We start from the raw sequence: 15,730 nt of genomic DNA on the forward strand, positions 1-15,730 counted from the left end.
TATCGACCCTATCGATTAACGAACAGGTACAAACAATGACGTTAGATTACGTTGCCCTTGGCATACTTATCTTTGTAGTATTGGTGCTCTTTTACGGCATCATTGTTATTCATGATATTCCCTATGAAATAGCGAAAAAACGCAATCACCCTCATCAAGACGCACTCCATGTTGCTGGTTGGGTCAGCCTATTTACCCTTCATGTCTTATGGCCATTTTTATGGATTTGGGCAACATTATGGCGTGAAGATCGAGGATGGGGATTTACTCAAATTAAAAATGAGCAAGACAATATCCACCATAAGGTCGATGACCTCACCAATCAAATCGCTCAGTTACAACAACAACTTGCTGCATTAAATAAGGATAGCAAGGTCGCTCCAAGCAATAAAGATGAAGCCGAAAAAGGAGAATCAAACTAATGGAAACCATATTGATTCTTACCTATACCGCTTTTTGTGTTGCGATTTTTAAGATTTTCCGAATTCCTTTGAATAAATGGACAGTACCTACTGCTGTATTAGGCGGCGTGGTATTACTCGGTTCTATCTTCCTTGCAATGAACTACTTTCAGCCTTTTACACAAGTTGGCGGACAAATTTATACTACGACGCCAATGGTCTCGAACATTCGAGCTCGTGTCGTCTCGGTCGATGTTCAGCCTAATACACTTGTGAAACAAGGCGATCCACTTGTTCATTTAGATGACACGCTGTTCAAAGCAGCCGTTGTACAACAAAAAGCAGCATTGGCCGCTGCAAAACAAAATGTTCTCGTACTTGAAGCGGCTTATAAACAAGCTGCTGCGACATCAACTCAAGCGCTGGCGGAACGAGATCGTACTAAACGTGAATCTGAACGCTATCAAAAAGGTTACAAACGTGGTGCATTTACCTTGCAACAAGTTGATGACAAAGTTCAAGCAGCAAAAGGGGCTGAAGCTGCTTATCAAGCTGCTCTTGCCAATGAAAAGGCCGCTGAAGCTGCCTATAAATCACAAATTGATGGCGTAAACACTTCCGTTGCCGAAGCTCAAGCGACTTTGGATAAAGCGCAATTCAACTTAGACCAAACCGTTGTGCGTGCGCCAACAGATGGCTATGTGACTCAGCTAGCTTTAAAACCAGGTGTGATGGCAGTACCACTACCATTTAAGCCCATTTTAACTTTTGTTAGTACTCAAGATACCGAATTTGTAGGCGCCTTCCGCCAAAACTCCACTTTGAATATTAAAGCGGGTGATGAAGCTGATATGATTTTCAGAGCACTGCCTGGAAAATCATTTAAAGCGAAGGTGACTCAAGTACTGCCTGCGATTGCTGAAAGTCAAATTCAAGCAAACGGTGCGCTATTAGGGACAAACGCGCTGCAAACCCAAGGCCGTATTATGGTGAAGTTTGAATTGGTTGATGATGTTTCACAATACAACCTGCCAATGGGTACCAATGTTGAAATTGCGGTTTATTCAGGGAAATTAGAGCACTTTGCTATTATTCGTAAGATATTAATTCGTATGAAGAGTTGGCAAAACTATGTGTATTTTGATCACTAATACCCAATAATAAATCGTCTCATCTCAATCCCTCTATAGACTAAATCGTCTATTGAGGGATTTTTTATTTTCAAAGTAATCTGCCCACCAAGTCGTATAAATAAATCCATCAGCCTTCGGCAATTACTTTTGAAACTTAATGACAAAAGCTTTTATCAATAACGAATACCCATGAATCAGATGAAGCGCTTTAAAAAAACATACCGAAAGATGATTTAGATTAGATATATACCCAAGTGACTTCAAGATGAAGAATTCATAGCTGTCATCCAAGTCTTTAAACAAGATAGATTGGTGCAGGAATGTAATCACCTTTCAAACGAATCTGACGCAGCTTCTCTGTTTATAAAAAAGGGGCTTGGATGAAGCTCCCGAAGGGCAAGCTAAAACTCGCATCTTGAAGTTACTTGGGTATAAAAAAAGCCAGGCTTTAGAGCCTGGCTTCAAATGTCATCTTTGCTTAATTCTGCATTAAGCTAATACTGTATTCGGTAGTACTTCACCAAAAGCAACAGGAGAACCGACTTCTTCTTCGAAGGTTGCCCATTCCCAAGCTTCTTGATCAGCCAATACGGCACGTAGTAATTGGTTATTCAATGCATGGCCAGTTTTATAAGCACGAAGCTCACCAACAATGCTATGACCACACATGTAAAGGTCACCAATAGCGTCCAATACTTTATGGGTTACAAATTCATTACTAAAGCGTAGACCTTCTTCATTCAAGATACGGTACTCATCCAATACGATGGCACAGTCAAAGCTACCACCTAAACATAAGTTTTGCGATTGTAAGTACTCAATATCACGCATGAAACCAAAAGTACGTGCGCGAGAAATATCTTTAATGAACGCCTGAGATGAGAAATCAAACAACATGTGCTGTTGCTCTGAATCAATCGCAGGGTGATCAAATTCAATTTCAAAATCCATACGGAAGCCGTCGTAAGGAACCAATTCGGCCCACTTATCACCGTCTTCAATTCGTACAGGTTTCTTAATACGAATAAAGCGTTTTTGTGCGTTTAGAGTTTCGACACCTGCTGATTGCAGTAAGTAAACAAACGGGCTTGCACTGCCATCCATAATTGGGATTTCAGGTGCATCAACCTCGATGATGATATTGTCGATCCCCATCCCCGCCAAAGCAGCATTTAAGTGCTCAACGGTAGAAATTCGAATGCCTTCATCGTTTACCAAAGCAGTACACAACATGGTGTCACGTACTGAACTTGGATCAGATGGAAAATCCACAGGTGGATTCATATCTGTTCGACGATAAATGATACCGGTATTAGCAGGCGCAGGACGTAGCGTAAGGGTGACTTTACGACCAGAGTGGAGACCCACACCAGTTGTTTTCACCATTTCTTTAATAGTACGTTGTCTGATCATCTAAATTGCCTCTAATTTACACCACATATCGTGGCCAGTCTTATGACTGGTCAGATATGCTATCACATTTTCGAAACATTTCAAGCAAGTCGATTTAAAATCAGTCAGCTTGATGTCTTAAGAATGCTGGAATGTCAAGGTAACCGCTATCGTTTTCATCCGGTTTCTTCACAGTATTCGACTGCCCATTGGATGAAGAAGAACTTGAGCTACCGCTCGCCAGTGCTTTGTTCGTACGAAGCATTGGCTGTGGAGCCTCTTCCTCTTGCTTTGGTTGAGCCGGAGCTGCTTGTACCGCAGGCTGTGGAGCCGCTACGGGTTTCGCTGAGCCACCTTTAACTAAAGTAATATCCGGTTGCTGAGAGTTACCAATACCTGTTGCTACCACGGTAACACGAATTTCGTCGCTCATGTCTGGGTCAAGTGATGTACCGATAACCACAGTTGCATTGTCTGATGCAAACGCTTTAACGGTATTACCAACGGTCTCAAATTCTTCAAGACGCATATCTAAGCCAGCAGTGATGTTGACTAGAACACCACGAGCACCAGCAAGATCGATGTCTTCAAGTAGCGGGCTTGAAATTGCAATTTCTGCCGCTTCTTCTGCACGGTCTTCACCAGTTGCGATACCACTACCCATCATAGCGTGCCCCATTTCAGACATTACGGTTCTAACATCTGCAAAGTCCACGTTCATCATACCTGGGCGAGTAATCAACTCTGCAATACCTTGTACCGCATTTTTCAGTACATCGTTTGCTTTCGCGAATGCTTCTAATAGAGTGATACCACGGCCAAGTACTTTAAGTAATTTTTCGTTCGGGATCGTGATTAAAGAGTCAACATGCTTAGAAAGTTCTTCGATACCTTGCTCAGCAAAAGCCATACGCTTCTTGCCTTCAAAGCTGAAAGGTTTGGTTACAACCGCTACCGTTAGAATACCGAGCTCTTTTGCTACTTCTGCAATAACTGGCGCAGCACCTGTACCAGTACCACCACCCATACCCGCAGCGATAAATACCATGTCAGCACCAGCCAACACAGCTTTAATTGCTTCACGGTCTTCAAGTGCAGAATCACGGCCTACTTGTGGGTTTGCGCCAGCACCTAAACCTTTAGTGATATCACCACCAATTTGAATAACATTGCTAACACTTACTTTACGCAGCGCTTGGGCATCCGTGTTCACACTGATGAATTCCACCCCTTCGATGGATTCTCTCACCATGTGCTCTACAGCGTTACCGCCACCGCCACCAACTCCAACGACTTTAATTACAGCATCGTCAGACATTTCCATCATCGGTTCAAACATGTGTTTTCTCCGTTTCTTCCTGTTCGCCTCAGGTTAAAACTCGTTTTTAATCCAATTACGTACCTTTTGAATGAAATCAGCAATCGATGTGCCTGAGCGTTGCTTCGGCGCAGTGTGCTGATATTCACTCTCATCATAAAACTGGCTGTCTTTGGCGTAATGTAACAATCCAACTGCAGTTGCATGATATGGTTCTTTAACGTAGTCAGTTAACCCTCTGACTTCTAGGGGTTTACCAATTCTTACTTGGTTACGGAACACGCGCTCGGCACATTCCACTAAACCTTGAATTTGTGAGGCACCGCCAGTAAGTACGATACCCGCAGCAAGATGATGCTTAATTCCATCTTCTCGCAGCTTCGCTTGCACTGAATCAATAGTTTGATTAACCATGCCCATAAGCTCAGTATATCGGGGTTCAATCACTTCTGCCAAAGTTTGACGTTGTAAACTTCTTGAAGGACGGCCACCAACACTAGGGACATTTACGGTATCATCTTTGCTGACTAATTCACTTAGCGCACAACCGTATTTGACTTTTATCTCTTCAGCATCGCTGACAGGCGTACCAAATGCAAAGGCAATATCACTTGTAACGGCATTACCAGCATAAGAAAATACTTTTGTGTGACGTAGCGCACCACCTGTCCAAATCGACAGCTCCATGGTACCCGCACCGATATCGATCACACACACGCCTAATTCACGTTCATCATCGGTAATGACCGCATTACTTGACGCTAAACCTGAATAGATTAATTGTTCAACTTTTAAGTTACAACGCTCAACCGCTTTGATGATGTTTCTCGCCATGTCATTATGGCAAGAAATCAAATGCACGCTCGCTTCCATACGCACACCAGAAAGACCAAGTGGGTTTTTAATGCCTTCTTGGTAATCAATGGTAAATTCCTGTGGAATCACGTGCAGGATTCGCTGCTCTTCACCAATTTTAATAGATTTTGCAGTATGGATGACACGATCTATGTCATCTTGAGACACTTCTTCTTCAGAAATTGCTCCCATACCTTTTTCAATTCGACTCGCAATGTGCTTACCAGAAAGAGAAAGATAGACGCTAGTGATTTGGCATTCCGCCATCAATTCAGCTTGGTCAATCGCACGTTGCACCGATTTAACCACGGATTCAAGGTCGTTTACTCCACCTTTATCCATACCATGAGATGGGCTAGTACCAGCGCCGATAATATTGATCTGACCATCCGGCAATACTTCACCCACTAAGGCGGATACTGTGGCAGTACCGATATCCAAACCAACGACAATGTTACCTTCTGCGGTCTTCGTCATTTATTTCTCTCTTGTGCTGAATCATCATCTGGGATCCAACCTACGGCGGCCCCAGTATCATATCGAAGATCGATGTAGCTAATTTTATCTACTTTGTCACCCAGTCGGCTATAAAGCAGTATGAATCGATTCAAACGGTCTTCACGAGCATCTTTACCTAGCTCTAAGCGTATACCGTTATCTAAAATTAATTGCCAAGCACGTCTATCATTTAAAACTACGGAGGTGATCGTTCTACCCAATGGTTTCAATTTTTCAGTGCTGCTGCGCCACACGGATAACACTTGCTCACTTGATCCTTCTGGACCATATAGATTGACAGCGTTTTCAGGTGCATCTTCTGGATGGCCGTTAAACACTTTACCTTGAGGGGTTAATAGCGAATTACCATTCCAAATTGCTTGGGCTTTATATTCCACAATATAGACTTTAACTAAGTCCGGCCATTGTTTACGAACAGAGACCTGTGCAACCCAAGGAATGGTGCGCACAGCTTGCTGTAATTGATTTACATCTTGGGTCATAAACGTGCCCAACTGAGGTAAATCGGCTAATACTGTTTGTACTTGCTGTGAACTGACATGCTGTAAATCACCTTCTACCATCAAGCGCGAAAGTGGCAAGCGCTGATCGTCAGTCATCCAACTGAAGGTAGAATATACCAAGGTAACAATGCTAATAATAACCAACAGCAAAAACACGCCACCAATCCATTGCTGTTTTGATGACGTAGGTTGAGCGTCTTCTTCAACCCGATATTTTTCCTCGAGCATAGTGTCTGCAGTGATATTCATAATGAGCAGCTAAACTCTAAATTATTCATTAAATGCCCATAATTTGCTGTTAACTACAGTACATCCCTGAAAATAGGTACAATTAGCAGGGATTATACTGACCGAAACGCTGAGTGCCAATAAAACTCGTCGCTATTTTACTCACTAATGACTTTCATTTGTTTAATATTCAGCTTGAGCTCGGCTAAATTCCTGGCAACACGGCCAACATCGCCTGCACCTTGAGTTAATACCAAGTCATTATCCTCAAGCAAACTAGCAAGAGCCGAAGGTAACTTATCTGAAGAATCCACGAAAATTGGATCGATTTTCCCACGGCTACGAATAGTACGACAAAGAGAACGACTATCTGCGCCCGCAATCGGTTTTTCACCAGCGGCGTATACATCTAGCATGATCAGAACATCGACTTTTTCCAAGACGTTGGCAAAATCATCATATAAATCGCGGGTGCGGCTATAACGGTGCGGTTGGAAAATCATGACCAAACGCTTATCAGGCCAACCAGAACGGGCGGCTTGAATAGTCACGTCCACTTCACTCGGATGATGGCCATAATCATCAACCAGCATAGCTTGTCCATTACCGGTTTCAAAAACACCAAGGTGATCAAAGCGACGACCTGTACCTTGCGTTTTCTCTAACGCTCGAACAATCGCATCGTCAGCAATATCATCTTCCGTCGCAACCGCAATCGCCGCTGACGCATTTAAAGCATTGTGTTTACCTGGAATATTTAAGGTGATATCCAAGTCAGCACGCCCTTGACGCACCACCGTAAACTTACCTTGCTGGCCAATTTGCTGATAATTGACAATACGAACATCAGCGTCTTCAGAGAAACCATACGTGATCACTTGGCGGCTAACGCGTGGAATCAATTCGCGTACAATAGGATCATCAATGCACATGATTGCTTGACCATAAAATGGCAAGTTGTGAAGAAAGTCGATAAAGGTTTGCTTTAAGGTTTCGAAGTCACCACCGTATGTGTCCATGTGATCCGCTTCGATATTCGTCACAATGCTGACCATAGGCTGCAAGTGCAAGAATGAGGCGTCGCTTTCATCCGCTTCCGCAATCAAATAACGGCTTGAACCTAAACGAGCATTGGTGCCAGCGCTTTTCACTAGACCACCATTCACAAAGGTCGGATCTAGGCCTGCTTCGTAATAGATTTGAGTGACTAACGCTGTCGTTGTGGTTTTGCCATGAGTTCCCGCTACCGCAATGCCATGACGAAAACGCATCAGTTCAGCCAACATTTCAGCGCGACGAACCACAGGGATTCGTAAATTTTTTGCCGCAACAAGTTCTGGGTTTTCAGGCGAAATCGCGGTAGACACGACGACTACGCTCGCTTGTTTTATATTGTCTTCTTGATGGCCAATGTAAATGGTCGCGCCTTTGCTTTTCAAACGCTCCGTCACCGCATTTTCAGCCAAATCAGAACCGCTGATATCGTAGCCTTCGTTCAGTAACACTTCCGCAATTCCGCTCATGCCAGCACCACCAATGCCAACAAAGTGAATGCATTTTACACGACGCATTTCCGGCACAATGGCACGTAACTCAGATAAATTCGGATTTTGTTTGGTTAACATATTCTTTCTCATTGTTGGAAACGGCTTGCTTAGCTTACGGCAATAATGGCATCAGCCACGCGAGTATCGGCATCGGTAATGGCTGCCGCTCGAGCCTGTTGCGCCATCGATAATAATGCTGCTCTATCAAGCTGCTGCAATTGCTTAGTTAAAGCTTCAACGGTTAAATCAGGTTGTTCAATCATTAACGCAGCGCCACATTGGACAAGATGATCGGCATTGAGCGCTTGTTGACGGTCTTTATGCATAAAAGGAATGAAGATCGCTCCAACCCCTGCCGCTGACACTTCAGATACCGTTAAAGCACCAGAGCGGCAAACTAACACATCGGCCCACGCATAGGCTTCAGCCACATCGTCGATAAATTCCGTCACTTGGGCTTGGCGAACACCATGTTGCTGATATAACTCTTCCACCATCACTTGCTGGCCTTTACCCGCTTGATGGCGAATTTCATAACCATCGCCTAACGCATCCATGACCGGAGGTAACGTCGTATTTAAAATCCTTGCCCCTTGGCTACCGCCCATCACCAAGATTCGAATTGGACCAGTACGGTTTTGAAAACGTTGCTCTGGCGCATCAATGCTCACCACATCTAGACGAACAGGGTTCCCGACGACGTCAGCATTGGGAAACGCTCCTGGAAAAGCTTGCATCACACGCTTAGCGATTTTAGACAACCATTGGTTGGTTAAACCTGCCACGGCATTTTGCTCATGAAGCACCACAGGAATGCCTTGCATCCAAGCAGCTACGCCACCCGGGCCACTGACATAACCGCCCATCCCGAGTACCACATCCGGTTGCCATGCTTTAATGTGTTTACGCGCTTGCATAATGGCATTGATGATTTGAAACGGGGCTTTAAGTAATTTCAACACGCCCTGTCCACGTAGACCTTTAACATGAATAAAATCAATCTCAATGCCATGCTTTGGCACCAAGTCGGCTTCCATTCGATCGGGCGTACCTAACCAACGAATTTCCCAACCTTGCTGCTGTAATTGTTTCGCTACGGCCAATCCTGGGAAAACGTGTCCGCCGGTCCCACCCGCCATTACTAATAAACGTTTAGTCTGATTCATTGTCATTTAATTCTTGTTGAGAAGGTTGGGTTGCAGGTTGAGCTTTGTCAGCATATTGCTTCAAGGCCGCCACACGATTTTCATAATCAATACGCAATAAGATAGCCACGGCGGTCATCATAATAATGAGACTCGAACCACCGTAACTAATGAGTGGCAAAGTAAGACCTTTGGTTGGAACAATCGCCGCAGCCGCCCCCACGTTAACTAAAGTCTGAAAAGCAAACCAAATACTAATACTGATCGCTAAAAAACCACCAAATAATTGGCCAGATTGCAGCGACTTTTTGCCAATAGAAAGGGCTTTATAAACCAGAGCAAAAATCATCAGCAACACAATAGTAACGCCAACAAAACCTAGCTCTTCACCGACTACCGCAAAGACAAAGTCGGTATGCGCTTCAGGTAAGTACTCTAATTTCTGGATAGAGTTGCCTAACCCTTGCCCAAATAAACCACCGCGACCAAACGCCATCAAAGATTGGGTCAACTGATAACCACTACCAAATGGGTCTTCAAACGGGTTCATAAAAGAAGTCACACGACGAATACGATACGGCTCAGCCAAAATCAATAATACGATTGCGCCGATGCCTGCCATCAATAGAGCTAAAAACTGAGTTAACTTAGCACCAGCAATAAACAGCATGCCAAATAAGGTCACCAGCATTACCACCACGGTACCTAAGTCAGGCTGAGCTAGCAGCAAGACCGCTAAACAAGCAAAAACGATGATTGGCTTAATAAAGCCACCAAAAAACGAAGCTTTTACTTCATCACTTTTGCGCACTAAGTAACTCGACATAAACACAAATAATGACAATTTAGCGACTTCAGCTGGCTGCAAGTTAAATAAACCCAGAGGGATCCAACGGGAAGCACCGTTTACTGAGTGACCCACCAGTAATACCACCAGCAATAGAAACATAGAAAGCAGCAATAAATGCATACTGTGCTTCATCCAGCGTTCTAAAGGGATTTGTATTACCACTACAGCGGCACATAAGGCTAAAAATAAGAAAACCGCGTGGCGTACCATAAAGTGAAACGGACCGCCGGTAAGACGTGTACTGATAGGAAATGACGCCGAGGTCACCATCACTAAGCCAGTAAGCATCAAGCCAAAAGCTAGCCACACTAATTGACGATCATAAAGGGCGTCGGGAGCCGGTTGCTTTACCCAACCTTGCACACCTTTACCAATATTTTTAACTTTTGTTTTAACCACGTTTCGCTTCTAACCCAAAATATGCATGAAAAAATTAAATAACACGAATACGGTCACATTGAGATTACTCAATCTGATTCGCATAATAGTGAGCCAAACGAGTAAACTCATCACCTCTTGCCATGAAGTTTTTAAATTGATCTAGGCTTGCGCACGCTGGCGATAACATCACTAAATCACCTTGCTTCACTTTTGTAGAGATGTCGGCCATCGCTTGTTCCATTGTCTCAAAGCGTAAAGCAGAGGCATGAAGAGGCATAAACTCATCGCCATCCTGCCCAAAACAATACAAGGCCACATTCAAGCTATTAAGAACCGGCGCTAACGAAGAAAAATCCGCTCCCTTACCCACGCCACCAACTAACAAGTGTAATTTACCTGTTAATTGCAAACCGGACAGCGCTGCGAAGGTACTGGCTAAATTGGTGGCTTTAGAATCGTTAATCCACTTAATGCCATGATTATCAGCAACCAATTGGCATCGGTGTGTTAGGCCTGTGTAAGTTTTCAGCGCAGGGATCACCGCCGTCAATTCTACGCCGACCGATTCAAGTAAAGCGAGAGCAACCAGACTATTTGCCACATTATGACGCCCCACTAAACTGAGTTCTTCAACCGCCACCAACGGTTGACCTTGTTTGGCCAAATACTCTTGCGCTTCTAACCAAACAACACCAAACTCTTGCTCATCAAAGCCAAAACTTACAGTTGGAATATCATTGTTTGGATAAGTAAAACGATCATCACGATTAACAATGGCTTTATCGGCGTGCATAAAAATACGCTGTTTAGCGGCAGCATAATCTTCCATGCCTTGATAGCGGTCCATATGATCTTCAGAAAGATTGAGATACGCGGCCGCGGCAAGGTGTAAAGAAGACGTCGTTTCTAACTGAAAACTGGATAATTCCAATACGTACAGATCAACGTCATCCGCCAATAAATCCAGAGCTGGCACCCCAATATTACCACCCACACCAACGTTCAAGCCCACTGATTTCGCCAGAACGCCAGTTAAGTCGGTCACGGTACTTTTGCCATTGGAGCCAGTGATAGCCACCACAGGCGCATTGGCCGCCCATGCAAACAGCTCAATATCACCAACAACTTGAATACCTTGAGCCAGTGCTTGCTGAATCTCTGGCGTTGCCAACGCAATACCTGGGTTGGTGACAATCAAATCCGCATCCAGCAACCAGTCTGTTCGCCAACTGCCTGAATGGAAATCCACATCAGAACGTAACGATTCCTGTCCTGGCGGCTGAGTGCGAGTATCAATCACTTTTATCGACAAATCTTGTGGTAAATTTTGCAAATAATTCACCACGGATAAACCCGTCACACCCAAGCCGACAACCACGACTTTTTCAATGTTTTGCCATTTATCTAACGCTGAGTGTGACATGAAGTAATGATCCTCAAAAGACAAGCAAAGAATGGATTAGCGAATTTTCAGAGTCGCTAGACCAATAAGCACTAATACGATAGAAATGATCCAAAAACGCACAATCACGCGCGGCTCCGGCCAACCTTTCAATTCATAGTGGTGATGAATCGGTGCCATGCGGAAAATGCGCTGGCCACGCAATTTATACGAGCCGACTTGTAAGATTACCGACAAGGTTTCCATTACAAATACGCCGCCCATGATCACCAACACAAACTCTTGGCGAACCAAAACTGCAATGGTTCCTAATGCGCCACCTAAGGCTAATGAACCAACATCACCCATAAAGACTTGAGCAGGATAGGTGTTAAACCATAGGAAGCCTAACCCCGCCCCGACAATCGCCGTACACACCACAACTAATTCACTGGCATAAGGCACGTATGGAATGTGTAAGTATTCAGAAAAGTTCACGTTACCCGTCGCCCAAGCAATGGCAGCAAAACCGGCAGATACTAATACCGTTGGCATAATTGCCAAGCCATCCAAGCCATCCGTCAGGTTAACGGCATTACTGGTACCAACAATCACAAAGTAAGTCAGTACGATATACATCAAACCCAATTGCGGCATTACATCTTTAAAGAATGGCACCACGAGTTGAGTAGCCGACGTATCTTTCCCTAATGCGTACAAAGCAAATGCTACGCCCAATGCAATCACTGACTGCCAGAAGTATTTCCAACGCGCAATTAGGCCATCGGTATTTTTACGTACCACTTTGCGGTAATCATCCACAAAACCAACAACGCCATAACCAAGCAGCACAGCCATCACAGCCCAAACATAAGGGTTAGAAAGATCTGCCCATAAGAAAACAGTGATGGTAATTGCAGCAAGGATCATTACCCCACCCATGGTCGGTGTGCCACGTTTACTAAAGTGTGATTCTGGGCCGTCGTTTCGAACCACTTGACCAATTTGCAGCAATTGCAAACGCTGGATCAGTTTGGGTCCCATCCACAAAGATAAACCCAATGCGGTTAAAATACTGATAATCGCCCTGAAAGAGAGGTATTCAAACAGTCGAAAAAAAGAAAAATATGGCTGTAACAGTTCTGCGAGCCAAATGATCATGCGTAAGTCTCCTTCAAAGCAGTCACCACTTGACTCATTTTAGAGCTGTTTGCTCCTTTGATCAGTAATGTGTGTTTTTCGTCTGCTTGTGTATCGTTTTTAGTAGGTAAATGCTGCTTTATAAAATCAATCATTGTGTCATGAGAAGCAAAATGTTTGCCACAGGTTGTCGGATTTTGCTGACACAACTGACTAATTAGCGCGGTATCCTCGCCAAAAGTGAGGACATAGTCAAAATTATATTGTGCGGCGTGCTCACCGACCTCTTGGTGCAATGCTTTACTTTCTTCACCCAGCTCCGCCATAAAGCCTAGCACTAGCCAACGCTTTCCTGGGTAATTGGCCAATAAATCGGCGGCCGCTTTCATGGCAGGCACACTGGCATTATAGCTGTCATCAATGATGCGAATATTCGAATTTAAATCAATGGCTTCTACTCGGCCCTTTACATGACTTGGCACTTGTAGCCCTGATACCACTTCATCTAAGGTTGCGCCAGCTTGGATTGCCATCGCCGCCGCGGCTAATGCGTTACTGATATTGTGGCGACCTATCATAGGCAAGTGAATGTTGTTTTCACCTAGCGGGCAAACTAAAGTAAAGGTTGCTGCACCTTGTTGATTCACTTCGATATTTTTTGCGTAAAAGTCAGCTTTAGGGTCATCAACCGAAAACGTCACGACCTGCTTGTCAGCCAACGTCTCCTGCCAGAAACGAAGACCATTGCTGTCTAGGTTCACCACCGCACAACCACCAGCAGGTAAACCTTGATAAATTTCACCCTTCGCTTTAGCCACACCATCAAGTGAGCCAAACCCTTCAAGGTGTGCCGCCGCGACGTTATTGACTAGTGCAATATCAGGTTGAACAAGTGCCGTGGTATAGGCGATTTCACCAATATGATTTGCGCCTAATTCAATCACGGCGTAATCGTCGTGTTTATCACTGCGCAATAACGTTAATGGCACGCCAATATCATTATTGAAATTACCCGCGGTCGACAGAACCTGGCCTTTTTGCTTTAAGATAGCAGCCAACATTTCTTTTACCGTTGTTTTGCCACAGCTTCCGGTCAGCGCTAACGTTTTAGCCGAGGCTTGTTGGTGCATCCATTGACCTAGTTGGCCTAAGGCTTGATGAGTATCATTCACCACGACTTGTGGAATAGAACAATCCACGTGGCGAGAAACAAGCAATGCCACTGCGCCACTATCCACCGCTTGCTGACAAAAATCGTGAGCATCAAAACGCTCGCCGATTAATGCAATAAATAAACTCCCCGCTTCCACTTGGCGTGTGTCGGTGGTGACCGATTGAATCACCGCATCGTTGCCTACTAACTGGCCTGACGTGATTTGAGCAAGTTGTTGTAAATTAAATGAGATCATAGCGCTAATCCTAATAAAGTTTTCGCGGTTTCTCGATCAGAATAATGCAAGGTTTGTCCTTGTATAATTTGGTAATCTTCATGGCCTTTTCCTGCCAATAAAATAATGTCATTTTCCTGTGCATGCTCGACGGCATATTGACAGGCTTGATAGCGAGAATGAATCACCTGAATGTGTTCGGGATGTTGCGCGCCTTTAAGCATATCCGCCACAATTTGAGCCGGGTCTTCACTACGAGGGTTGTCATCAGTAATGATGGATACATCGGCTAAACGCTCTGAAATTTCTGTCATCATCGGACGCTTTCCGGTATCTCTGTCACCACCACAACCGAATATCGACCATAGTTTACCTTTACAATGCACACGTAATGCCATTAGCGCTTTTTCTAAAGCATCAGGGGTATGGGCATAATCGACGACGATTTTAGGGTATGAAGTACTATCCGTCATTGAAGAACTTTCCGTCAGTGAAGATATTTCTGCCTGAAACAATTCCATGCGGCCAATCACCGGCTTTAACTGCGGCGCGGTCGATACCAGTTGCTCGAGTTCAAAACCTAAACTCAATAAGGTTGCCAATGCCACCATCACATTGCTGGCATTAAAGGCCCCGATGAGAGGAGTTTGTAACTGAGCTTGCCCCCACGTTCCGTCTATATCCATTCGGATACCGGCATCAGAATACTCAACGTCTGTGGCCCATAACGCTTTATGTGACAACGGTGCAGTTGGCGCGGAAAGTGAAACCGATACCGCTTCAGGCAACTGCTGTAGCCATTGCTGACCAAACGCATCATCGGCATTGATGATCTTATGCTGGCAATCGTGTTGTGAAAACAAACTGAACTTGGCCTTGGCGTATTCTTCCATGCTGCCATGATAATCGAGATGGTCACGGCTTAAATTGGTGAAGGCTGCGGCGGCAAAAGAAAGCGTTTTGACTCGGCCTTGAACCAAGCCATGTGAGGAGATTTCAAGCGCGGTGTAATCCGCTCCTTGCTGCTGCAATTGCGACAAGGTTTGCTGAATTTCAATCGCATTTCCTGTGGTATTAACCGCTGGCTGCAAATTATCTAAAAAGCCATTGCCTGTGGTCCCCATTACCGCCGCTTTTTGGCCAAGCAACTCCAGCCATTGAGCAATCAATTGGGAAATAGTGGTTTTACCATTAGTGCCGGTGATGCCAATTAATTGCATTGGCGCAAAATGATACAAACGCCCCGCCAATTGCGATAACTGCGTGCCAATGTGCTCTAAATAAATAATGGCGACCTTGTCTTTATACTCAATCGAGTCGGATACATGTTGAGCATCACTGTCTGCAATAACCGCACTAGCACCATTGAGTATCGCTTTATCAATAAACTGGCGGCCATCAACCGCATGGCCTTGAATAGCAACAAACACATCACCTTGAGTGACTTTTCTACTATCCAGTTGTAATTGCTGAACCACAACATCATGCTGAAATTCAAACTCACCCCAAGGCTTTAATAATTGCGATAATGTAAGCGACATAGTCTCCA

At 44.5% G+C, this 15,730-nt stretch carries 13 protein-coding genes; 2 read left to right on the forward strand and 11 right to left on the reverse strand.

What is annotated here, in order from left to right; genetic code table 11:
• Positions 1-35 precede the first annotated feature (35 nt).
• Both Vgang_RS10390 and Vgang_RS10395 read left to right on the forward strand, forming a co-directional pair.
• Positions 36-422, forward strand: coding sequence for a DUF3302 domain-containing protein (locus Vgang_RS10390; RefSeq protein WP_105900708.1), 387 nt, complete (start codon positions 36-38; stop codon positions 420-422).
• Positions 422-1,552, forward strand: coding sequence for an HlyD family secretion protein (locus Vgang_RS10395; RefSeq protein ID WP_105900707.1), 1,131 nt, complete (start codon positions 422-424; stop codon positions 1,550-1,552). Before Vgang_RS10390 ends, Vgang_RS10395 begins: the two co-directional genes overlap by 1 nt.
• A gap of 471 nt (positions 1,553-2,023) precedes the next feature.
• Here the strand turns inward: Vgang_RS10395 and lpxC are convergent, their stop codons facing one another.
• The 11 genes from lpxC to murE all read right to left on the reverse strand — a co-directional run bounded on the left by lpxC (position 2,024) and on the right by murE (position 15,722).
• Positions 2,024-2,947, reverse strand: coding sequence for a UDP-3-O-acyl-N-acetylglucosamine deacetylase (gene lpxC / locus Vgang_RS10400; RefSeq protein ID WP_105900706.1), 924 nt, complete (start codon positions 2,945-2,947; stop codon positions 2,024-2,026).
• A gap of 100 nt (positions 2,948-3,047) precedes the next feature.
• Positions 3,048-4,265, reverse strand: coding sequence for a cell division protein FtsZ (gene ftsZ / locus Vgang_RS10405; RefSeq protein WP_105900705.1), 1,218 nt, complete (start codon positions 4,263-4,265; stop codon positions 3,048-3,050).
• A gap of 33 nt (positions 4,266-4,298) precedes the next feature.
• Positions 4,299-5,576: a cell division protein FtsA gene (gene ftsA, locus Vgang_RS10410; protein ID WP_105900704.1), complete on the reverse strand. Its 1,278-nt coding sequence runs from the start codon at positions 5,574-5,576 to the stop codon at positions 4,299-4,301.
• Entirely contained in the window at positions 5,573-6,349 is a 777-nt protein-coding gene (locus Vgang_RS10415) for a cell division protein FtsQ/DivIB (protein WP_406708311.1), read from the reverse strand. The genes ftsA and Vgang_RS10415 overlap by 4 nt, the downstream gene beginning before the upstream one ends.
• A 158-nt stretch (positions 6,350-6,507) precedes the next feature.
• Positions 6,508-7,974: a UDP-N-acetylmuramate--L-alanine ligase gene (murC, locus tag Vgang_RS10420; protein WP_170066806.1), complete on the reverse strand. Its 1,467-nt coding sequence runs from the start codon at positions 7,972-7,974 to the stop codon at positions 6,508-6,510.
• Between the two features lie 29 nt (positions 7,975-8,003).
• A complete protein-coding gene (gene murG / locus Vgang_RS10425) occupies positions 8,004-9,062 on the reverse strand; it encodes an undecaprenyldiphospho-muramoylpentapeptide beta-N-acetylglucosaminyltransferase (protein ID WP_105900701.1) in 1,059 nt (352 codons plus the stop codon).
• Positions 9,049-10,290 carry a cell division protein FtsW gene (gene ftsW / locus Vgang_RS10430; RefSeq protein ID WP_170066805.1) on the reverse strand — a complete coding sequence of 414 codons (1,242 nt, stop codon included), beginning with the start codon at positions 10,288-10,290 and terminating at the stop codon, positions 9,049-9,051. Before ftsW ends, murG begins: the two co-directional genes overlap by 14 nt.
• A 64-nt stretch (positions 10,291-10,354) precedes the next feature.
• On the reverse strand, positions 10,355-11,695 hold the full coding sequence (murD, locus tag Vgang_RS10435; protein ID WP_105900700.1) for a UDP-N-acetylmuramoyl-L-alanine--D-glutamate ligase: 1,341 nt from the start codon (positions 11,693-11,695) through the stop codon (positions 10,355-10,357).
• 36 nt (positions 11,696-11,731) lie between these two features.
• Complete coding sequence (mraY, locus tag Vgang_RS10440; RefSeq protein ID WP_105900699.1) at positions 11,732-12,814, reverse strand: phospho-N-acetylmuramoyl-pentapeptide-transferase; 1,083 nt, start codon at positions 12,812-12,814, stop codon at positions 11,732-11,734.
• Positions 12,811-14,202 (reverse strand): UDP-N-acetylmuramoyl-tripeptide--D-alanyl-D-alanine ligase, encoded by a 1,392-nt coding sequence (gene murF, locus Vgang_RS10445; RefSeq protein ID WP_105900698.1) that lies wholly within the window; start codon positions 14,200-14,202, stop codon positions 12,811-12,813. Before murF ends, mraY begins: the two co-directional genes overlap by 4 nt.
• The gene (gene murE / locus Vgang_RS10450) at positions 14,199-15,722 is read right to left on the reverse strand and encodes a UDP-N-acetylmuramoyl-L-alanyl-D-glutamate--2,6-diaminopimelate ligase (protein ID WP_105900697.1); all 1,524 of its coding nucleotides are present in this window, start codon (positions 15,720-15,722) and stop codon (positions 14,199-14,201) included. The genes murF and murE overlap by 4 nt, the downstream gene beginning before the upstream one ends.
• Positions 15,723-15,730 lie beyond the last annotated feature (8 nt).

This window comes from Vibrio gangliei, assembly GCF_026001925.1.
Classification (GTDB): domain Bacteria; phylum Pseudomonadota; class Gammaproteobacteria; order Enterobacterales; family Vibrionaceae; genus Vibrio; species Vibrio gangliei.

Coding starts and splice junctions, on each gene's coding strand:
- ftsA (WP_105900704.1), bottom strand. CDS start 5,576: ATGACGAAGACCGCAGAAGGTAACATTGTCGTTGGTTTGGATATCGGT.
- Vgang_RS10395 (WP_105900707.1), top strand. CDS start 422: ATGGAAACCATATTGATTCTTACCTATACCGCTTTTTGTGTTGCGATT.
- murF (WP_105900698.1), bottom strand. CDS start 14,202: ATGATCTCATTTAATTTACAACAACTTGCTCAAATCACGTCAGGCCAG.
- ftsZ (WP_105900705.1), bottom strand. CDS start 4,265: ATGTTTGAACCGATGATGGAAATGTCTGACGATGCTGTAATTAAAGTC.
- mraY (WP_105900699.1), bottom strand. CDS start 12,814: ATGATCATTTGGCTCGCAGAACTGTTACAGCCATATTTTTCTTTTTTT.
- Vgang_RS10415 (WP_406708311.1), bottom strand. CDS start 6,349: ATGCTCGAGGAAAAATATCGGGTTGAAGAAGACGCTCAACCTACGTCA.
- murE (WP_105900697.1), bottom strand. CDS start 15,722: ATGTCGCTTACATTATCGCAATTATTAAAGCCTTGGGGTGAGTTTGAA.
- Vgang_RS10390 (WP_105900708.1), top strand. CDS start 36: ATGACGTTAGATTACGTTGCCCTTGGCATACTTATCTTTGTAGTATTG.
- murD (WP_105900700.1), bottom strand. CDS start 11,695: ATGTCACACTCAGCGTTAGATAAATGGCAAAACATTGAAAAAGTCGTG.
- lpxC (WP_105900706.1), bottom strand. CDS start 2,947: ATGATCAGACAACGTACTATTAAAGAAATGGTGAAAACAACTGGTGTG.
- murG (WP_105900701.1), bottom strand. CDS start 9,062: ATGAATCAGACTAAACGTTTATTAGTAATGGCGGGTGGGACCGGCGGA.
- murC (WP_170066806.1), bottom strand. CDS start 7,974: ATGTTAACCAAACAAAATCCGAATTTATCTGAGTTACGTGCCATTGTG.